Source organism: Streptomyces sp. NPDC004134, from assembly GCF_042874195.1.
Taxonomy (GTDB): Bacteria; Actinomycetota; Actinomycetes; order Streptomycetales; family Streptomycetaceae; genus Streptomyces.
This window is the reverse complement of the sequence record NZ_JBIAMS010000004.1, coordinates 347,102-366,157: the sequence shown is the minus strand read 5'-3', so window position 1 is coordinate 366,157 and position 19,056 is coordinate 347,102. Positions and strand designations below refer to the sequence as shown.

Sequence of the window (19,056 nt, the reverse complement as noted above, 5' to 3'; positions counted from 1 at the left end):
CGAGGAGCGTCGCTTCGCGATGGGGCTTCGCCCCACCCTTGACACCGGACTCCGGCCCGAAAGACCGGCGGCTATGGGTGGCCCGGAGGGAGCGGCGCCCCTTGAAGCGGCGTACGGATCGGTCATCCCGCGACGGGGGCCGACCCACCGGAGCCGGCCCGCCCCGGGCGCGGACGGCCCCGGCGCCGGCGGCGGATGGCACCGGGGCCCGCCCGCTTGTCGGCGCCACCGGCGGGGTGGTCCCCGTGGGGCTTCTGGTCGGGTGCGGCTTGGCGGGTGGCGATGGGGCGAAACCCGGGCTGAGTGGGGGTTTTGCCCGGGTTTCTGGCTGCCGTTGCGGCGACTTTGTAGCGGTGGCGCGCATTCCGGGTGGCCTGGGGCGGATCTGGCGGCTGCCCGGTGGGTGAGTGCGCCTGGAGGGGCGAAAGTCGGCGCTGGGGGCCTGATTCGGTGCGGATTGGGGGGTGTTACCGCGAGTTACGGCGCAATTTCTCCGTCTCCGAGCACGAAGGCCGCGTAGGGCGGCGTCAGGTATCAAGCTCGCACCACACGATCTTTCCCACGGCTTTGCGCTCCGCCACCCCCCACCGGTCCGCCATCGCCTCCACGAGCAGCAGCCCCCGCCCGCGCTCGTCCTCCACGTCGTACCGCCGCTCCCGTACCGGCACCCGTTCGCGTCGTGCGTCGGCCACCTCGATACGGAGCACGCCGTCGACGCGGAGCCGCATCGCCACGTGGAAGTCCCGCCCGGGCACCCGCCCATGCTGCACGGCGTTCGCGGACAACTCCGCGACCACCGTCTCCAGCGCCAGCGACACCTCCTCGTCGCGGGGGAAGCCCCACGTCTCCAGCCGCTGAACGGCAAGCAGACGAGCGAGGCGGGCGCCACGGCGGCTGGACGTGAACTGCATCGCGAACGTCCGGGCGAGCGCGGTTGGTTGTGCGCCTGGGGCGCGTTCCGGTTCTCGTGCAATCGTTGGGGGATTCATGGATCCCCACGGTGCCGGTGAGGCGAATACCCTGGCCAGGCGTACAGCGCCTACGGAGAGTGCTGTACCGGACACGTATCGCAAGTGGGGAGGCGATTCAGTATGGCGGAATCCAAGCGTCCGAGTCGACCGGTCGAGGGTGAGGGGGCCGCGATCCTGCGCACGTTCGGGCGGCAGCAGAAGATCCTGCGCGAACGACTTGGTATCACACAGCCGCAATTGGCCGGGCGGATCGGGTACAGCGAGTTCATGGTCGGGGCGGTCGAGCAGGGGCGGCGGATTCCGCGTTCTGAGTATGTCGATCAGGCGGATGTGGCAGTGGACGCGGGCGGGTTGCTGAAGGTGATGAAGGAGGAACTGGCGCGGGTCCGGTACCCGACGTTCTTCGAGGACTTCGCCGCTCTGGAGAAGGCGGCGGTGGAGTTGCACGCGTACGACCCGCAGGTGGTCTGGGGCTTGCTGCAAACCGAGGAATACGCCCGCGCTGTCCTACAGGCCCGTCGTCCGCCGGTGCATGAGGACATCATCCAGCAACGAGTTGCCGCTCGACTGGACCGACAGGCGATCTTCGATCGCCAGCCCGTGCCCATTCTGAGCTTCGTGCTTGAAGAGACTGTGCTGCGACGGCCGATCGGTGGAAAAGGCGTGCTGCGCGGCCAGTTGGAGCACCTCCTTCTGACCGGACAGCGGCCGAATGTCGAGATCCAGGTCATGCCCACGGACCGGGAAGACCACGCCTGCCTGGACGGGGCGCTGACCTTGCTTGAGGCCGAGGACCAGGGCAGGATTGCGTACGTGGAGGTGCAGGGCACCAGCCAACTGATCATGGAGCGGGAAAGGGTCCGCGAGATCGAGGGGCGCTATGGCATCATCCGGGCGCAGGCGCTGGCGCCTCGCGAATCACTCGACTTGATCGAGCAGGTCTTGGGAGAGCTGTGAGCACGCTGGCGTGGTTCAAGAGCAGTTACAGCGATAGCGAAGGCGGCAACTGCATCGAAATCGCCCTCGACTGGCGCAAGTCGTCCTACAGCGGTAGCGAAGGCGGCAACTGCGTCGAGGTTGCCGCCACCCCCGCCGCCGTTCACGTCCGTGACTCCAAGGACCCCGACGGCCCCACGCTCACCTTCTCCGCCGACGCCTGGCACGCGTTCACCGACTTCGCCTCCGGGCTCGGCGCAGCGCGGTAGCGGCCAAGTGCCGTGCCGAACAGGCGCTGCCGTAGGCCGTGGCGCGGGAGCGTAGGGCCAGGTCGCGGAGGGGGCCTCGGGGGTGGGGGTGCTCCCTCAGTTCCGTGAAGATCGCCTCGTGGCGGGCCGCGATCCGTGACGGGTCGAAGCGTTCGGAGGCGATGAGGGCCGCGGCTCCCATGCGGCGGCGCAGGTCGTCGTCCTGGATCAGCTCAAGTAGCGCGTCCGCCACGGCGTTCGCGTCGCCGACGGGGACCAGGCGGCCGTCCATGCCGTCCGCGATGATCTCGCTCGGCCCGTGCGGGCAGTCCGTGGCGACGACCGGCAGCGCGCAGCGCATCGCTTCCACGATCGTCATGCCGAACGACTCCTTGCTCGATGTCACCGCCGCAATGGAGCCCTTGACCCACTCCTTCTCCATGCGGTTCGCGTTGCCCATCAGGAAGACGTGCTCCGCGAGCCCGAGATCCGCGATCTGCGCCCGCAGGGCGTCGCGCTCGTTGCCCGTTCGGTCGCCGCTGCCGTAGATCCGTAACGTCCAGTCGGGGCGCGCGGCGGCGACCTTGTGGAACGCCTCGATCAGGAGGTCGTAGCGCTTGACCTTGGTCAGCCGGCCGGCGGCGACGACGACTTTCGCGGTGCCGGTGGCGGGGGCGGCCGCCGGTGTCGGCCCGCTGTTGGGGATCGCCTCGATGCGGACGCCGGGGAGGTGCAGGCGGGTGCGATACGCGTGGGCGTCGGCTTCGGTGACGGTGGTGACCGCGTCGAGGAGGCCGTAGCGGATGCCGAGTTCGCGGCGCAGGCGCCCGCCGTGGCCGTCGAGCGTGAGGTGTTCCTGGGCGACGCGGACGGGGCCGCGGCGGGTCTGGCGGGCGATGTGGACGTTGAGTCCGGGGCGGGTGCCGATGACGACGTCGGCGTCCACGGTGCGCAGATAGGCGCCTATGCGGTCGTCGGTGAGCTTGCTGTACTGCTTGTGCCGGCCGTCGCCGCGCGGGAAGACGCGGGCGGGTTTTCGGTGGTCCGGCAGGTCGCCCGCGTAGTGCGGGCTCGTTCGGCGCAGGTCGACGAGCGTACGGATGGGGATGCCGCGCGGGGCTTCCATCATGGGCTCGTCGCGGTGCCGGAAGACGGAGACCAGCTCGACGTCGTGGCGCTCCGCGAGCGCCTGGGCGAGGTTGAAGGTCGTACGGATGGTGCCCCCGATTCCGTACGTATTGTGCAGCAGGAAGGAAATGCGCATGCGTGGTCCGTGCCCCCCAGAAGTAGTCGAATCCGACTCTAGTTGTTCGCCGCAGGTGCGCCTTTTGTTCTTCCGGTGGCGGGAGAGGCACGTGGGACGTAGCGTCGGATGGGGGACTACGGCATCGGAGGAGTACGAAGATGCTGGAGAACACCGCGCACAACAAGCGCTGGATCGCCGGATCCGTCCTCGTCCTCGCCGGTGTGGTGGGCGTGGTCTGGAGTGTCTGGCGGCCCTGGTACAACGGCCGGGACGGTCGCTTCTACGGGCTTGGCAGCGTCTTCGACGGGATCTCCGGGACCCGGGCGCAGCTCTTCGGCTCGATCTTCCTGCCCTTCGCGGTCGCCGCGCTGGTGGCCATCTACGGGACGTTGACGCGCTCGCGCCGCCTGGTCATCCTCGCCGCGCTGCTGGTGCTCTTCATCACCGCGCTGTGGATGCTCCGGCAGAGCCAGGCGGTCGGCGGGCTGAAGGTCAGCACCGACGGCACCGGGCTGGACGTCGGGACGGCGAACGCCGTGATCGGCGCCGCGCTGATGCTGGTCGGCGTGGGCGTCTGGGGCAAGCAGGAGCGCCGCCCCCTCACGCCGCCCGCGGAAGAACCCGCGCCGGAACCCCGCCTCCGCTCCGTCTCCACCACCGGTAAGCCGGGTGAGCCCGGTCGTTCCGGGCGGCCCGCGCGGCCCGGTGAGGCGGAAGCCCCCGACGAGCGCCCCGAGGAGCCGCCGCGCGCCGCCTAGCCCGGCTTCACCCCGGCCCCGTTGCTTCAGGTGACGCCGTGGTTCGATGAGTCCGGCATGGCTGAACATGCCCCGGTCGACGGGTGTGAGGTGTGGGACAGTGACCTGGCCGAGCCGGTGGCGATGATGCCCGCACTCCAGCAGCAGGTCCAAGGCGTCCTCGACGAACTCGTCGCTGCCGGCGCGGAAACCGGCTTGCAGGTCGCCGTTCACCATCGGGGCGCCCTCGTCGTCGACGCCGTCGCCGGTGTCGCCGACGGCCGGACCGGGCGCAGGGTGACCCCGGAGACTCCGTTCTTCAGCTTCTCCGCCGGCAAGGCCATGACGTCGCTGATCGCCCACCTGCTCGTCAGGACCGGTGCCGTCGGGTACGACACACCGGTGGCCGACGTGTGGCCGGAGTTCGGTGCCCGCGGGAAGGCGGCCGCGACTCTTCGGCACGTGCTGACACACTCGGCCGGCGTGCCGGCGATGCCCCGGGGCATCGGCCCCGCCGGCCTGGCCGACTGGTCGCGGGTCTGCACCGCGATCGCCGGCGCCGAGCCGCGGTGGCCGCCCGGGACCGAGACGGGGTACCACTCCTTCACCTACGGCTTCCTCGTCGGCGAGGTCGCACGCCGGGCCACGGGCAAACCCATGGGACAGCTCCTGCACGAGTGGGTCGCCGCGCCCCTGGGCATCGACGGTGACCTGTACTTCGGCGTGCCCCGAGCCGACCTGTCCCGGCTGGCACGACTCGAAGACGCCGCACCGCCCCCGGCCGCCCCGCCCGACGACGGTGGCGACGGCGGTGGCGATGGCGACGACGCCGTTCTTGCGCCGTGGGAACTGCGGCCGACCGCGGCCATGGGCAACAGCCACGAGATCCTGCAAGCGGACATCCCCTCGGTCGGTACCTTCACCGCGCGGGGAATCGCCGCCATGAACGCCGCGGTCCTCGACGGCCGGCTCGTCGGCGCAGACCAGCTCGCGGAGTTGACGGCGCCGGCCTTCGAGGGCACCGACCGGGTCTTCGGCAACCACGCGCGGCTGGCCCTGGGCTATCCGCTCGGCCGCATCGGCACCCCGCCGGACGAGACACCCGCCACGTTCGGCTGGGTCGGCGGCGGCGGCAGCTACGTGTATGCCGACACCGACACCGGTGTCTCCTTCGCCATGACCAAGACCCGGCTCACCCCCCACCTCGACACCGCCCGGCGGCTCGCGGACCTGATCGCGGCCGGGACCGGGCAGGCACCCCCGGTCGACTGACCGCTCCCGTCGGGAAGCGGCTCCGGCGGCCGCGCGGCCGAAGGGATACTGGTCCCGAACCGCATGCACGACTGAGGGGTACGGCACGTGACCGTCGACAACCGTGTGGGACCGCCGCGGCTGGGCAGCGAGCGCGACACGCTGCGGGCCTCCCTCGACTACCACCGCGCCACTCTCGCCAGGAAGTGCGAGGGGCTGAGCGACGAGGAACTGCGGCGGAATTCGATGCCGCCGTCCACGCTCTCGCTGCTCGGCCTGGTGCGGCACATGGCGGAGGTGGAACGGGCCTGGTTCCGGCGCGTGTTCGAGGACCACGACGCGCCCATGGTCTGGTCCGACCGGACCGACTTCCAGGCGGCGTACGACGCGAGCGGGTCGACCAGGGCCGAGGCGTTCGGCGCCTGGGAGGCGGAGGTCGAGCGGTCGCGCCGGATCGAGCGGGAGGCGGAGTCCCTCGACCTGGCCGGGTACCAGCCGCGGTGGGACGAGGAGGTGTCGCTGCGGATGGTGATGGTGCACGTACTCCTGGAGTACGGGCGGCACAACGGGCACGCGGACTTCCTGCGGGAGGGCATCGACGGCACCGTGGGCGCCTGAACCCCGCGGTGCCCGGAGCCGAAGGGGCGAGGGGCCCGGCGCGCCGCCGGGCCCCTCGCCCCTCGCGCTACGCCTTCAGGTCCGTCGGGTGGAAGTTGACGCGCTCCCTGACGACGGGATAGCCGGCCTTGGCGAAGTTCGCGGCCATGGGGAAGTTCCCCCGGTCCGTCGCGGCGCTGATGAACTCCGCGCCCTGCTCGACGAGGAAGTGGGTGCACTCGGCGAGCAGGTCGTAGGCGTAGCCGTGGCCGCGGTGTTCGGGCACGACGCCGATGAAGCCGACGATCGGGCCCGAGGGGTTGTGGGCGGGGATGTGGATGCCCGCCAGCTCGCCCTCCGGCGTGTACGCGGTCTGCCACCACTCCCTCGGGGAGGGGCACCAGTGGAAGAAGTCGAGTTCTTCCTGCGCCGCCTGGTCCAGGCCGCCTTCCTCGATGGCCTTGAGCGCGTGGGCGTCCAGGGTGGCGGAGTGGATGCGGCGCAGGGCGTCGTAGAACACGCTGTCGTCGGGCTCGGCGCTGAAGCGCAGCCGGCCGGGGCGCTCGGGGAGGCCGTGGCCGGGGGTCCAACGGTAGAGGTACCGCTCGACGAGCAGTTCGTACCCGGCGGCGCGGGCAGCGGCGAAACGGGCGTCGGCGGCGGCCCGCAGGGCGGGGTCGTCGCGCCAGTCGCCGGGCAGGTTGATTTCGAGTCCGACCCGCCAGGGCACGGAGCGCAGGAGCTGGACTCCCGCCTCCTCCTCGCCCTCGGCCACGTCGAACCAGTTGACGCTGAGGGGTTCCGCGTCGTCGGGGCCGCCCCACCAGGCGCCGCGGGCGACGACCCGGCCGTCGCGCAGGGCGACGCGCTTCCACTCCGTACGGAACCGGGTGCGGCGGTGCGTCTCGCAGGCGGCGAGGGGGTCGGGCAGGGCGTCGAAAAGATGGGCGTCGCTCTCGGTGAGCGCGCGGATGACCGTATCGGTCATGGATTCCTCCGGGATACGTGCTGTGCGGCGCGCTCCCGTCAGGACATACGAACCACGCCGGACTGCGGACGAGGGGAGCGCTGGGTAAGGGTGAACTTCACGGCACTCGCCTCCTTCCGACCGTCTCAGGGCGTGCCGTCACACAGTAGGTGATCGCCCGCGGAGTCGTCCACACTTTTACGACCTGGGGAAATCCCTTGAGGAGCGCCGCCCCGCGCCCGTACCGTGTCCGCCGACCGAGTCCCCCAGGCAAGGGCGTGCCGTTGTACACCGTGTGAGACCTCCCAGGCGCTGATTGGTCGCGCGCCGTGCGCCGCTTCGTGCAGGCGCCGTCGCGCTGCTTCTTGCTGCGGTTTTCTCACACAGTTACCGGTGTACTTCTGTGCTCACAGACTGGTTGGTCATGCCCACCTGCCTGCCGCTCGTCCGCCGCCGCTGTCACGCGTGCGCGTCGGAGCGTTTCCGGGCGAACGGCAAGTTCCGCGTCAACGCCCACCACAAGCTCCTCGACGTCTGGCTCCTCGCGCTCTGTACGGGCTGCGGGGCGACGGCGAAGCTCACGGTCCTGGAGCGGGTGAACGTACGCTCCGTACGCCCCGGACTCCTGGCCCGGTTCCACCACGACGACATCCACCTGGCCGCCACCCTGCTCCAGGACCCGGCCCTCCAGCGCCGCAACCGCGTCGCGCTGGACTGGACGGGCGCCTGGCGCCTGGACACGGGCGGCACGGACCACCTGCACCGCGAGGTCATCGACGTCACGGTGCGCTTCGCGGCCCGGATCCCGGTCCGCCCGGTACGGCTGATCGCCGACGGCTGCGCCCTCACGCGGGCGGAGGCGGAACGCCTGATCGACGAGGGGAGGCTCATCTCGGCGATCCGCCTCAACGCCAGACAGACCGGCGACTTCACCTTCACCCTCAAACGCTGAAACCCGCACCCGGGACCCCGGGGCCCGGCCGGCACCCGCCGGCCGGGCCCCGGGGCGCGCTACGCGACGGCGGTGGCTTCCAGTTCGACCAGGAGGGTCGGGATCGCCAGGCGGGTGACGCCCAGCATCGTCGTCGCCGGGGCCGCCTTCGCCGCGGCGAGGCGGGCGGCGAGTTCGCCGTAGTGCGGGAAGAGGGCGTCGACGTCGGTGGTGTAGACGTTGAGGCGGACGAGGTTGTCCAGGGACATGTCCGCCCCGGCGAGGACCGCCTCCAGGTTGTCGAGGCTGAGGCTCAGTTGCGCGGCCATGTCGCCCTCGTGCCGCGGCCGGCCCTCGGGGCTCATGGCGGTCTGGCCGGAGACGAAGAGGGTGCGGGTGTGGCCGGAGACCAGTTCGCCCTGGTTGAAGCCCATCTCCGTCGACCAGGTGACCGGGTTTATCGCTGTACGTTCCATGGGCGTCAGCCTGGCAACCAATGACGACATCCTGTGTCGTATATCCTGCTAGATTTTTTCGTATGCGCGCCGATCGCCTGGTCTCGCTGGTCCTGCTGCTCCGCCAGCGCGGGCGGCTCTCCGCGGCCACGCTCGCGCGGGAGCTGGAGGTCTCCACCCGCACCGTGCTGCGCGACATCGAGGCGCTGTCCGCGGCCGGGGTGCCGGTGCACTCCGAGCGCGGGCGGCACGGCGGGTTCGCGCTGCTGCCCGGGTTCCGTACGGAGCTGACCGGGCTCAACCACGACGAGGCCCTCGCCCTCCTCATCGCCGGATCGCGGCGCGGCGCGCAGGCGTTCGGGCTCGGCTCGGCGCTCGCGTCGGCGATGCTCAAGGTGGTCGACGCGCTGCCGCCCGGCTACCGCGACACCGCCGCGGGAGTCGCGGAACGGCTTCTCGTCGACCCCGAGACCGACCTCCTCGCCCGCCCGCTCACCGCCGACGACGTACCGGACGAGGTGCTGGCCGCCATCCGCGGCGCCGTGTTCGCCGGGCGGAAGCTGCGGATCCGCTACGCCCCCGAGGGGCGGGCCGCCGCGTGGCGCACGGTGGACCCGATCGGCCTGGTGACCGTGCGGGACAAGGGTTACCTGCTCGCCGCCCGCGACGGCGCCGACCGCACCTACCGCCTCGCGCGGGTTCGCGCCGCGGAGGAACTCCCCGAACCCGCGCAGCGCCCCGAGCGCGTCGACCTCGACCGGGCGTGGCAGGAGCGGAGCGCCCGGTTCCGTAGCGGCGGGGACCAGGTCGCCGTGGCGGTACGGATCACGCCGCGGCGCCGCGAGGAGTTGGTGGGCACCGCGCTCGCCGTACTCGCCGAGGACGTGGAGCCGGACGGGCGGCTGCGGCTGGAGGTGGCCTTCCAGGACGCGCGGCACGCCGAGTGGGCGGTGTGGCAACTCGCGACGGACGCCGAGGCGCTGACCCCCGAGTGGCTGCGTACGGCCCTGCGCGACCGCGCCGCGGCCCTCGCCGCCCACTACGCGTCGCCGTCCTGAACCCGGACCGCCGCCGGGCCGCCCACTCTGATGCCGTTCGGTGACAGAAACGGCACCCGGCGCGCATGTCCAGACCCCATAATCCCTGTGACTTCACGCCCGGTTGACTACGGGCCGACCACGGGGAAACCACATGCACCGCACCATCGTGTCCACCGCCGCAGCCGTCGCACTCGCCACCGTCCTCACGGCGTGCGGGGGTTCCGACCTCTCCGTCGGGGACGGCGCCGACGCCGAATCCAGCCAGGGCCCGGACGCCGGCGCCGCCGCCGACGCCGGCGCCGCCGCGGACGCCGGCGCCGTGCCGTCCGGCACCGAGCAGACGCCGACCGCCGCGCCCAGCAGCACGGAGCCGTTCGGCGCCAAGGTCGGCGACACCCTCTCGCTGGAGGGTGCGGCCGGCCTGGGCGGCTCCGGGAGCGTACAGAGCGACACCACGCTGAACGCCTACGAGGACGACGCGGAACCGGCGATGGCCACCTTCGGGGCGGGCCCCGGCAAGCGCCTGGTCGCGGCGGAGTTCACGATCCTCAGCACCGGCGACACCGCTTACGACGAGACCGGCAACATCGGAGCGCATGTCGTCGACGCGGACGGGAACGCCTACCCCTCCAAGCCCGGCGACCCCACCGCCGGGGCGTCCCTGCCCCTCAACCTGTACCTCCCGCCGGGCGACGAGACCACCGGCTGGATGATCTTCGACGTGCCGGAGGACGCGGAGATCACGAGCGTGACGTACCAGATGGACCCCATCCTGCAGCCCGACGACAAGCAGAACAGGGGCACCTGGACGGTCCTCGACTGAGGCGGTCCGCTACGGCGGCGGGGTCAGGCTGATCGTGAACTCCTGCTCCGCCGCGTCCGAGCACCGGGTCTGGGCCATCGCGGCGCCGGGGGCGGTGTCCTCGTCGCGCGGCGCCAGGCACCCGCCGCCGCCCGGGCGGATGCGGAAGCGCCTGTCGGCTCCCTGGCCGGCCGCTTCGAGGCGGAAGCGCTGCGCAGGGTCGTCGTCGGCGCACGCCTCGCGCGGTTCGAGCAGCCCGCGGCCGGGGCCCTCGCGCATGGCGGTCAGGCAGCCGATGCCGTGCTCCGGGTGGTGCCACTGGATCTGTACGGCGCCCTCGCCGACCGGTTCGAGGTAGACCCGCGGCAGGGCCGCCTCCGCGCAGGGCCGCTGGGCCGCGACCGCCGTGCGGTAGCGGCCCGTGCGGTCCGTACCCTCCGTGACGCAGAACTCGGGGCTGCGGGACGGCCGGATCTCGGCCCAACTGCCCACGGCCTTCAGGCCGAGACCGGGCACCGCGTGGTTGCCGACCGCCGCGCGCGGCTCGCCGGGGCCGGAGGGCTCCGACAGCAGCGCCTGTACGCCCAGCGCGCCTCCGGCGCCGATCCCCACCGCCGCCAGCAGCGCGGCGGCCCTTCGCCACCGCGGGACGGGCCCGGCCGGAGGGGGCTCTGGCTCGGTGTCGTCGTCCTTCCCGGGCGGCGGGCCCGCCTGTTCGTGGGTGGCGATGCGGCGGCGTGCCTCCAGCCACGGGCCGACGTCCTGCTCTGCCAGGCCGCAGGCGCGGGTGAAGGCGTCCACGAAACGTTCCCGGGGGAGCGTGGTCCGGCCGAGGGTGGTGGCGATGGTGCTGGCCGGGAGGGAGTCGGCGTGCGTGCCGGCCTTGGCCTCCAGCTCGCGATACGTCAGCCCGGACCAGGTGCGCAACTCCCGCAGCGCGGCCAGGTACTCGGCGCGCGTACGGAGCTGCCCCGGCCGGGGCGCCCGCGGGGACTCCGGCTGCACCGGCCGCTGCCCTGGCAAGCCGTCCTCCTCGTGGATCACGACCCCAGCATGGCGGTACGGGCGATCGCCCGCGACCTTGAAATCGGCCTTGTTCGCGGCGCGTTCGCGCACGTTCGGAACGGGTGAGCTCCGTTCCGAACGGACACGAACGCCGATCCGCCTTGTCAGGTCCGCGCCGCGGCACACATTCTCGGTCCCAGTCGCCGCAACCGCTCGGCGGCGGGGCCGGATACGGGGGCCGGCCGCGCTACGCCGGGCGTACGGCGGGGCGGTCCCGGCCCCTGGGACCGGCACGGGCCGGGGCCGTCGCGCGGGACAACCGCGGCGGCCCCGGACCCGACGCAGGCGGTGAGCGCCGGCAGGGGCCCCGTACGGGGGGCGGGGCCCCGGTCGGTCACGGAACGCCGCGGAGTCTGCGGCCTGTCGTGCGGGCGTACCACTCGTCCGCGGCCCTCACGGGCCGTCGGCGCGGGGGCGGATGAAGGCGTGCAGGACGTCGATCTCGGTGAAGCCCGCGCGGTCGTAGAGCGCGCCCGCGGCCGTACGGTCCCGGATGTCCTGGGCCGTGGCGTCGGTGTCGTCGTCGTCCAGCAGCAGGATGACCTGCGTCGCGCGCAGGTCGTCCGTCAGCGTGGCGAGCGCGGAGCCGAGGAGGCGGCGGGCGAGACCGCGGCCGCGGGCGTGTTCCTCGACGCCGATCCACCACAGGGCGCCGTAGCCGCCGTGGCCGCCGATCAGGGCTTCGGCGACGACGGCGTCGCCCCGCGCGTCCCGTACGGTCAACTGCCGCTTCCGCGGGTCGCCGTCGGGGCCGGGGCCGACGAGGAGGCCCGGGACGCGGGGGAGTTCGGGGGCGGGCAGCCCGCGGCGGAGGTAGCGCCAGCGCCGGTGGTCGGCGAAGCCGGCGCCGACGAGGGCGGCGCGGGTGGCGGGCCGGTGGCGTACGGGCAGGCACTCCAGACCGAGGGTGAGGGCGGAGGTGATGTGGAAGGCGTCGACGGCGCGGGGCGCGAGGGCGGCGACGGCGTGATCCGCCAGCGCGCGGGCGACGGGGGCCTGTTCGCGGGCAGTGGGCCCAGAGGATCAGGCCGGTGTCGTCGTGGGGGCGCAGCGCGTACGACACGACGCCGTGTACGCCGCCGCCGGGGCTCTCGGCGACGGCGGTGACGGGCGGGTCCAGTTCGGCCCACCAGTCGGCGTCGGCTCGCGACCGCCCGGCGAGGGCGTCGGCGAGCATGGCGGGGGTGGCGGGCGGCTGCCCGGGGAGCCGGTCGGCGTTGACGAGTGCGAGTACGGCGGACTCGTCGGCGGGCGTGTAGGGACGGACGGTGAGGCGGGCGGGAGCGGGCGGCGCGAGGGGGCGACGACGCATCTACCGGGCCCGCTCGGCGCCGCCGCGCGCGGGGACGGGTGCGGTGACGGGATCCGGCTCGGGTACGCGGACGGGCGGCGGCCCGGCGGACGGCACGCGGTCGGACTGGGCGGGGTGTCGGGCACCGGAGGCCGGTGCGCTGGTTGCGGGCGGCACAGGGGCAGCCTGCCCGCCGGGCGCTCGGGTATCCGCGCTCCCCGCCGCCGCGACCCGCTCCCGGCCCCAGTCCGCCAGCGGCACCAGCGCGGCGTTCAGCCGGGCGCCGGAGGCCGTCAGCGAGTACTCGACGCGGGGGACCACCTCCTCGTACGACACCCGCCGGACGATCCCGTCCGCCTCCATCTCGCGCAGGTGCGAGGCGAGGACCTTCTCCGTGATGCCGGGCAGCAGGCGGCGGAGTTCGCCGAAGCGGCGGGCGGGGCGGTCGTCGAGCGCCCAGAGGATCAGCACCTTCCACTTTCCGCCGATGATCTCCATCGCGGCGTCGATGCCGCAGACGTGGCCGTCGGGCGCACCGGGCCGGTTCAGCGTGGTCATGTTCTCCCCTCCCACTTCCGCACCCCGGGACCCCCGCCGACGTGCTCGCTCACCCCAGGGTAACCACCCACTCCGAAGTGCGTACTTGATCATTTACGGGCCTGTGACCAGCCTTGTCGTCATGACACCGCACACTGTTGACAAGACCCCCGTGACCCTCCTCGGCCTCGGCGCGATGGGCACCGCGCTGGCCCGCACCTGGCTCGCCGCGGGCCATCCGACGACCGTCTGGAACCGCACCCCCGCCCGCGCCGAGGCGCTGGCCGCCGAGGGCGCCCGCAGGGCGGACAGCCCGGCGGCGGCGGTCGCGGCGAACACCCTCGTCGTCGTCTGCCTGCTGGACGACGTGTCGGTCGGCGAGGTCCTGGCCGGCACGGACCTCGCCGGCAAGGACGTGGTCAACCTGACCACCTCGACCCCCGCCCAGGCCCGCGACCGCGCGGCGTGGGCGGGCGAGCGGGGCGCGCGCTACCTGGACGGCGGGATCATGGCCGTACCGCCGATGATCGGCGTCCCGGAGACCGGCGGCTACGTGCTCTACAGCGGCCCGCTCGACGTCTTCGACGACCACCGCGACACCCTGGCCGTCCCGACCGGCGCCACCTACGTCGGCGAGGACCCGGGCTTCGCGGCGCTGCACGACGTGGCCCTGCTGAGCGCCATGTACGGCATGCACGCCGGCTCCACCCACGCCTTCGCCCTGCTCCGGCGCGAAGCCGTCGACCCGGTGGACTTCGCCCCGCTGCTGGCCGGCTGGCTCACCGCGATGGCCCAGTCGGTCCACCAGACCGCCGCCCAGCTCCGCGACGGCGACTACACGGAGGGCGTCGTCTCCAACCTCGCCATGCAGGTGGCCGGCACGCCCACGTTCCTCGACACGGCCCGCCGGCAGGGCGTGAGCCCCGAGCTCCTGACCCCGTACTTCGAACTGATGCGCCGCCGCCTCACGGAGGGCAAGGCCGACGAGGGCCTGACCGGCCTGGTCGACCTCCTCCTGCGCTGAACACCGCCCCCGCCCGCGGGAGTCAGCGGCGGGCGGTGCCCTTCTCGGCGTCGAGGGCGTAGACGCAGCGGTCCTTGCTGCAGGCGTAGACGACGCCGTTGGCGACGACGGGGGAGCCGGTGATCTCGCCGTCGGTGGCGAGTTTCCAGCGGAGCTGGCCGCCCACGGCGTCGACGGCGTAGATGCAGTGGTCGGCGGAGCCGAAGTGGACGCGGCCGTCGGCGGCGACGGGGGCGCCGATGAGGTCGCCGCGGGTGGCGAAGCGCCACATCGGGGTGCCGGCGACGGCGTCCAGGGTGTAGAGGGCGGCGCCGCTGCCGACGTGGACGTGGTTGTCGGCGACGAGGACGGGCTCGATGGACTGGCGGGCCTCGGTGGCGATGCGCCAGCGTTCGCGGCCGTCGGCGGCGTCGAGCGCGTAGACGGTGCCGAGGTGGTCGGCGACGAAGACGCCGCCGCCGGTGAGGGCCGCGCCCGGGGCGTACGCGGGCGGGCTGAGGATCACCGCGGGCGCCTCGAACGTCCAGCGCAGCGTGCCGTACGCGGCGTCCAGGGCGAGGACCCGCTTGCCGGCCGCGGCGAAGACCGTGGGTCCTGCGGCCACGTCGTCGGCGGGGTGCAGCCGCACCGGTACGCCGCCGCACGCGGCGGCGTCGCCGATGGGGTACGACCAGCGTTCGGCGCCGGAGCGGGTGTCCAGGGCGCGCAGCCGGCCGTCGCCCCAGACGTAGACCGTGCCGTCGTGGGCCACCGGTCCCGCTTCCTGGGTCTCGAACTCGGTCTGCGAGCCGCTGTGTTCCCACAGCGGCTCGCCGGTGGCGGCGTGCCGGGCCTGGAGGCCGCCGCCGCGGGTGCCGGTGACGACGGTGCCGGCGGCGACCTGGAGCGAGTACACCCAGCCGCCGGTGCCCTGGCGCCAGCGCTCGCGGCCGTCGGCGGCGTCCAGGGCGTACAGGCTGGGGCCGTCCGAGGCGTGGATCAGGCCCTCGGCCAGCGCCATGGACCAGGCGACCTCGCGGGTCTTGAACTGCCGCCTGCCGCTGGTCACATCCAGGGCGTGAACCTCGAAGGAGGTGACGTAGAGCAGGTTTCCGGAGACGACCGGCTTGCCCCACACGTCGTTGGACATCCGGAACCGCCACGGCCGCCACCGCGCCGGCTCCTGCGGAGCCGCCTCGGCCGGGGGCGTGGGTGCGGTGGTGGGCGGAGAGGCGGCGGGCGGGTGGCCGCCGGCGTGCGCGGCGGGCGCCTGCTGGGTGCCGGGCGCCGAGCCGCGGGGCCGGGCCCAGCCGAGGTCGAGCCCGCCGTCAGCGGCGGCGCGGGCGCGGGCGGCGCGGGCGTCCACGACGCGGGGTCCCGGGCCGATGGGCACGGGGGCGCCGGCCAACTGGACGTCGGCGCCGGGGGCCTGCGGCGGCGCGGCGGCGGACGCGGGGGCCTGCTGCTGGGGCACGCGCTCCGGCGGCGCCGCGGGGGGTGCGGCCGGGGCGCCGCCGGGCGCAGCATGGGCGGGTCCCGCGCCGCCGGGGCCGTGGGCGGGACCGGCCCCGGGTGGCCCGGCGTGCCGCCCGGGGGCGGAGTGCGGAGCGGACTGCGGTGCGGAGTGGGGCGCCGACTGGGGTGCGGAGTGGGGCGCCGACTGCGGCGGCGCCTGCGGTACGCCCCCCACCCCAGGACCCGCCGACGGCGGGTGCGCGGGCCGCGGAGGCATCGACCGGCGCGACGCGGAGGACCCCCGCGACCCCCCGTGCCGCCCGGAGGAACCCCCGTGCGCCCCGGCCCCGCCCAGCGTGGCCGCGGCCCCCCGGCGTGTCTCGATCATCCGGATCGCGGTACGCGGCAGCCACGCCGACGCCGTACCGCTGTCGTCGCCCGCGGCACCGAACAGGTGCGGCGCCAGGTCGGACTGCAGCGCCTCGGGCGAGGGCCGGTGGTCGGCGGTCATCTGCATGCACGCCTCGATGAGCGGCCGCAGCTCGCCCGGCAGCCCCTCCAGGTCGGGCCCCTCGCGCAGCAGCATGAACACGGTCTCGACGGGGTTCGCGCCGTGGAACGGCGCGTGGCCCGTAGCGGCGAAGACGAGGGTGGAGCCGAGCGAGAAGACGTCGCTCGCGCCCGTCACGCTGCGCGAGTCGCGCGCCTGTTCCGGCGACATGTACGCGGGCGTGCCGACGGCGACGTTGGTCATGGTCAGCCGGGTGTTGGAGACCCCGGACGCGATACCGAAGTCGATCACGCGCGGCCCGTCCTCCAGGACCAGCACGTTGGACGGCTTGAGGTCGCGGTGGACGAGCCCGGCGCCGTGGATGGACTGGAGCGCCTCCGCGACGCCCGCGGCGATCCACCGCACGGCCTGCGGCGGCAGCGGCCCGCAGTCGTTGACCATCTCCTCGAGCGAGGGCGCGGGCATGTACGCGGTGGCGAGCCACGGCACGGCGGCCCGCGGGTCGGCGTCGACGACGGGGGCGGTGTAGAAGCCGCTGACGGCCCGGGCGGCCTCGACCTCGCGGGTGAAGCGCACGCGGAAGAGCTGGTCCTCGGCGAGCTCGGTGCGGACAGTCTTGATCGCTACGCGGCGGCCGGAGGCCGACCGCGCGAGATAGACGAGACCCATCCCGCCGGCGCCCAGCCTGCCGAGCACCTCGAAAGGACCGATCCGCCTCGGGTCGTGCTGCGCAAGCTGCTCGACCACGTAACCATCCACCTCCCCGTGGGGGGCTCCCGGAACCGGGCCCCCCTGCAGCCTCTCACCGCAGGCGTACGGCCGTCAGTCCCGAAAGTACGCCTGCCGATTCTCCACTCCGGAACGTGCCGGGGCTAACCCGGGGGGCGGCTCAGGACACCGCCGCCCCTGGAACCGCCGGGTCCGGTGAAGCCCCGCGGGCCGCGCGGGGCGCGGGGTGCGGGACAGCACCGGGTCAGGTCCCGTCGGCGCTGGTGGCGGGGGCGGAGGGCGGCTCCGCCGCGCGCTCGCCGGAGGCGCCGCCGCCGGCCGCGGCCGACCCGCCCCGCGGCGGCTCGCCGTCCCCGGTGGCGGCCGGCCGGCCCTGTGCCGGCTCGTCCTGCGCCGGCTCGTCCCGCGCCGCCCCGGCTCCCGCCGGCTCGCCGTCCCCGGCCGCGGCCCCGTCCATCACCGCGAACGCCGCCCCCTGGTTGTCCACCACCACCGCGAACGTCGCCCCAGGGATCTCCTGCCGGTCCACGAGCACCCGCCCGCCCCCGCGCCGTACGGTCCGCAGCGCGTCGCCGACGTCGCCGACCCGGAAGTAGACGAGGAAGTGCGGCGGCATCTCCGGCGGCAGCACGTCGCCGACGATCGCCCGGCCCGCCACCTGGCGGCCGGACTCCGGCAGCGTCCACGCCTTGAAGTCGCCCGCGTCGAACGGGGGTGCCTGCAACTCGTAGCCGAAAACCGCCGGGTAGAAGGCGTCGGCCGCGTCCGCGTTCCGTACGTAGACCTCGGTCCAGCAGAAGGAGCCCGGCACGTCGGTCACGCCGAAGCCCGGCCGCTCGCCCGCCTGCCAGACGGCGAACACGGCGCCGTCCGGGTCCGCGACGGTCGCCGAGCGGCCGGCGTCCGCGGCGGCCACCGGCTCGGTGAGCACCGTGCCGCCGGCCCGCCGGACCTTCTCCAGGGTGCCGGCGAGGTCGGGGGTGGCCAGGTGGACGCCCCAGGCGGTGGGCATCCGGCCGTCGCGCTTTGCGACGAGCGCCGCGATCGGCCTGCCGTCGAGGTACGCCCGGGAGTGCCGGGGGAAGCCGGGGCCGGCGTCCGTACCCGCGCCGCCCTCCGTGAACGTCCAGCCGAACAGCTCACCGTAGAAGCGCTCACCGGCGCGGAGGTCGGGCAGTGTGGCGTCGGCCCAGCAGGGTGAGCCCTCGGCGAATGCGGCCATGACCGTCGTCGTCCTTCCATGGGACCGTGCGGGGAGAGGCGTGATGGGGGACTGGCGGGACGGGGATCGCGCGATGGGTCGCATCGCCAACGTATCCGGTGCGGACATGGGCTCTTGCGAAAATACCCCGAACGTCGCGTCAATTCTGTTCGAGAGTGACAATTCGCGCACTTCCGACCGCGTGACCTCCCCGTTTGCCCTCGTCAGATCGCGGTTCGATCACGCGTCGGTAAGCTGACGGCATGACAGGTCAAGTTCGGACGGTCGACGGCCGTGTCGCCGGCCGGCGCGGCCAGGCGACCCGCACCAAGTTGCTCGAATGCCTCGGCGAGATGCTCGACTCCTCGCCGTACCGGGACGTGAAGGTGATCGACGTCGCCCGCAGGGCGGGCACCTCACCGGCGACTTTCTACCAGTACTTCCCCGATGTCGAGGGCGCGGTCCTGGAGCTGGCGGAACAGATGGCCAAGGAGGGCGCCGGTCTGACCGGGCTCGTGGCCGGGCGTTCGTGGACGGGCAAGTCCGGGGCCCAGGCCGCGGAGGAACTGGTCGACGGATTCCTCGGGTTCTGGCGGCGGAACGAGGCGATCCTGCGGGTCGTCGACCTCGGGGCAGCCGAGGGCGACAAGCGGTTCTACAAGATCCGGATGAAGATCCTCAACTCCGTCACCAAGTCCCTCACCGAGTCGATCAGGGAGCTGCAGGCGAAGGGCAAGGTCGACGCGGCCGTGCACCCGGCCGCGGTGGCCGGCTCCATGGTGGTGATGCTCGCCGGGGTGGCGGCGCACCAGAAGGCGTTCCAGACGTGGGGCGTGAAGCAGGCGGACCTGAAGCCGTCGCTGGCGCTGCTGGTGCACCTCGGGGTGACGGGGCGGAAGCCGCCGAAGCAGGTGTGAGCGCGCAGCGTAGCGGCTGCTGAATCGTTAGTGCAGGGAGCCGGGCAAGCCGCCGGACGGCGGCCCTCGCGGCGCTACGCTCACCCGCATGTCTCATGACCGTGTCCCATCAGATCGCGGGCGGCCGCCGGGCGGGCAGCGGCCGGGTGGCAGGCAGCCGGGTGGC

At 73.6% G+C, this 19,056-nt stretch carries 19 protein-coding genes; 10 read left to right on the top strand and 9 right to left on the bottom strand.

Going from position 1 to position 19,056, the window contains the following annotated elements; translation table 11 throughout:
• Positions 1-527: 527 nt before the first annotated feature.
• Positions 528-911: an ATP-binding protein gene (locus tag ACFYVJ_RS08790; protein WP_388887888.1), complete on the bottom strand. Its 384-nt coding sequence runs from the start codon at positions 909-911 to the stop codon at positions 528-530.
• 180 nt (positions 912-1,091) lie between these two features.
• Here ACFYVJ_RS08790 and ACFYVJ_RS08785 point away from each other — a divergent pair, with 180 nt between their 5' ends.
• Positions 1,092-1,928, top strand: coding sequence for a Scr1 family TA system antitoxin-like transcriptional regulator (locus ACFYVJ_RS08785; protein ID WP_388887887.1), 837 nt, complete (start codon positions 1,092-1,094; stop codon positions 1,926-1,928).
• Positions 1,925-2,176, top strand: coding sequence for a DUF397 domain-containing protein (locus ACFYVJ_RS08780; protein ID WP_388887886.1), 252 nt, complete (start codon positions 1,925-1,927; stop codon positions 2,174-2,176). The genes ACFYVJ_RS08785 and ACFYVJ_RS08780 overlap by 4 nt, the downstream gene beginning before the upstream one ends.
• On the opposite strand, the gene ACFYVJ_RS08775 is transcribed toward ACFYVJ_RS08780, so the two are convergent.
• Complete coding sequence (locus tag ACFYVJ_RS08775) at positions 2,139-3,419, bottom strand: glycosyltransferase family 4 protein (RefSeq protein WP_388887884.1); 1,281 nt, start codon at positions 3,417-3,419, stop codon at positions 2,139-2,141. The two genes, ACFYVJ_RS08780 and ACFYVJ_RS08775, sit on opposite strands and share 38 nt — an antisense overlap.
• Positions 3,420-3,559: 140 nt before the next feature.
• Between ACFYVJ_RS08775 and ACFYVJ_RS08770 the strand changes: the two genes are divergently transcribed.
• The 3 genes from ACFYVJ_RS08770 to ACFYVJ_RS08760 all read left to right on the top strand — a co-directional run bounded on the left by ACFYVJ_RS08770 (position 3,560) and on the right by ACFYVJ_RS08760 (position 6,007).
• Positions 3,560-4,159 (top strand): hypothetical protein, encoded by a 600-nt coding sequence (locus ACFYVJ_RS08770; RefSeq protein ID WP_388887882.1) that lies wholly within the window; start codon positions 3,560-3,562, stop codon positions 4,157-4,159.
• A 126-nt stretch (positions 4,160-4,285) separates the two neighbouring features.
• The gene (locus ACFYVJ_RS08765) at positions 4,286-5,410 is read left to right on the top strand and encodes a serine hydrolase domain-containing protein (protein WP_388887918.1); all 1,125 of its coding nucleotides are present in this window, start codon (positions 4,286-4,288) and stop codon (positions 5,408-5,410) included.
• Between the two features lie 87 nt (positions 5,411-5,497).
• Positions 5,498-6,007: a DinB family protein gene (locus ACFYVJ_RS08760; protein ID WP_388887880.1), complete on the top strand. Its 510-nt coding sequence runs from the start codon at positions 5,498-5,500 to the stop codon at positions 6,005-6,007.
• Between the two features lie 67 nt (positions 6,008-6,074).
• Here the strand turns inward: ACFYVJ_RS08760 and ACFYVJ_RS08755 are convergent, their stop codons facing one another.
• Positions 6,075-6,974: a GNAT family N-acetyltransferase gene (locus ACFYVJ_RS08755; protein ID WP_388887879.1), complete on the bottom strand. Its 900-nt coding sequence runs from the start codon at positions 6,972-6,974 to the stop codon at positions 6,075-6,077.
• 403 nt (positions 6,975-7,377) lie between these two features.
• Here ACFYVJ_RS08755 and ACFYVJ_RS08750 point away from each other — a divergent pair, with 403 nt between their 5' ends.
• The gene (locus tag ACFYVJ_RS08750) at positions 7,378-7,905 is read left to right on the top strand and encodes a DUF1062 domain-containing protein (RefSeq protein WP_388887877.1); all 528 of its coding nucleotides are present in this window, start codon (positions 7,378-7,380) and stop codon (positions 7,903-7,905) included.
• Positions 7,906-7,964: 59 nt separating this feature from the next.
• On the opposite strand, the gene ACFYVJ_RS08745 is transcribed toward ACFYVJ_RS08750, so the two are convergent.
• Complete coding sequence (locus tag ACFYVJ_RS08745) at positions 7,965-8,360, bottom strand: RidA family protein (protein ID WP_388887875.1); 396 nt, start codon at positions 8,358-8,360, stop codon at positions 7,965-7,967.
• A gap of 62 nt (positions 8,361-8,422) precedes the next feature.
• On the opposite strand from ACFYVJ_RS08745, the gene ACFYVJ_RS08740 reads away from it, so the two are divergent.
• Together ACFYVJ_RS08740 and ACFYVJ_RS08735 are read left to right on the top strand one after the other, a co-directional pair.
• Positions 8,423-9,397 (top strand): helix-turn-helix transcriptional regulator, encoded by a 975-nt coding sequence (locus ACFYVJ_RS08740; protein WP_388887873.1) that lies wholly within the window; start codon positions 8,423-8,425, stop codon positions 9,395-9,397.
• Positions 9,398-9,530: 133 nt separating this feature from the next.
• Complete coding sequence (locus ACFYVJ_RS08735; RefSeq protein ID WP_388887872.1) at positions 9,531-10,202, top strand: hypothetical protein; 672 nt, start codon at positions 9,531-9,533, stop codon at positions 10,200-10,202.
• A gap of 9 nt (positions 10,203-10,211) precedes the next feature.
• Here ACFYVJ_RS08735 and ACFYVJ_RS08730 read toward each other — a convergent pair whose 3' ends face one another.
• The 3 genes from ACFYVJ_RS08730 to ACFYVJ_RS08720 all read right to left on the bottom strand — a co-directional run bounded on the left by ACFYVJ_RS08730 (position 10,212) and on the right by ACFYVJ_RS08720 (position 13,095).
• Positions 10,212-11,225, bottom strand: a complete 1,014-nt coding sequence (locus ACFYVJ_RS08730) for a helix-turn-helix domain-containing protein (protein ID WP_388887871.1) — start codon at positions 11,223-11,225, stop codon at positions 10,212-10,214.
• A gap of 414 nt (positions 11,226-11,639) precedes the next feature.
• Complete coding sequence (locus ACFYVJ_RS08725; protein WP_388887869.1) at positions 11,640-11,969, bottom strand: GNAT family N-acetyltransferase; 330 nt, start codon at positions 11,967-11,969, stop codon at positions 11,640-11,642.
• Positions 11,970-12,558: 589 nt separating this feature from the next.
• Complete coding sequence (locus ACFYVJ_RS08720) at positions 12,559-13,095, bottom strand: winged helix-turn-helix transcriptional regulator (RefSeq protein ID WP_388887867.1); 537 nt, start codon at positions 13,093-13,095, stop codon at positions 12,559-12,561.
• A 121-nt stretch (positions 13,096-13,216) separates the two neighbouring features.
• Here ACFYVJ_RS08720 and ACFYVJ_RS08715 point away from each other — a divergent pair, with 121 nt between their 5' ends.
• Positions 13,217-14,098, top strand: a complete 882-nt coding sequence (locus ACFYVJ_RS08715) for an NAD(P)-dependent oxidoreductase (RefSeq protein ID WP_388887865.1) — start codon at positions 13,217-13,219, stop codon at positions 14,096-14,098.
• Between the two features lie 22 nt (positions 14,099-14,120).
• Here the strand turns inward: ACFYVJ_RS08715 and ACFYVJ_RS08710 are convergent, their stop codons facing one another.
• Positions 14,121-16,790: a serine/threonine-protein kinase gene (locus ACFYVJ_RS08710; protein ID WP_388887864.1), complete on the bottom strand. Its 2,670-nt coding sequence runs from the start codon at positions 16,788-16,790 to the stop codon at positions 14,121-14,123.
• Positions 16,791-17,016: 226 nt separating this feature from the next.
• Positions 17,017-17,994, bottom strand: coding sequence for a VOC family protein (locus ACFYVJ_RS08705; RefSeq protein ID WP_388887862.1), 978 nt, complete (start codon positions 17,992-17,994; stop codon positions 17,017-17,019).
• 242 nt (positions 17,995-18,236) lie between these two features.
• Between ACFYVJ_RS08705 and ACFYVJ_RS08700 the strand changes: the two genes are divergently transcribed.
• Positions 18,237-18,890 (top strand): TetR family transcriptional regulator, encoded by a 654-nt coding sequence (locus ACFYVJ_RS08700; RefSeq protein ID WP_388887860.1) that lies wholly within the window; start codon positions 18,237-18,239, stop codon positions 18,888-18,890.
• Positions 18,891-19,056 lie beyond the last annotated feature (166 nt).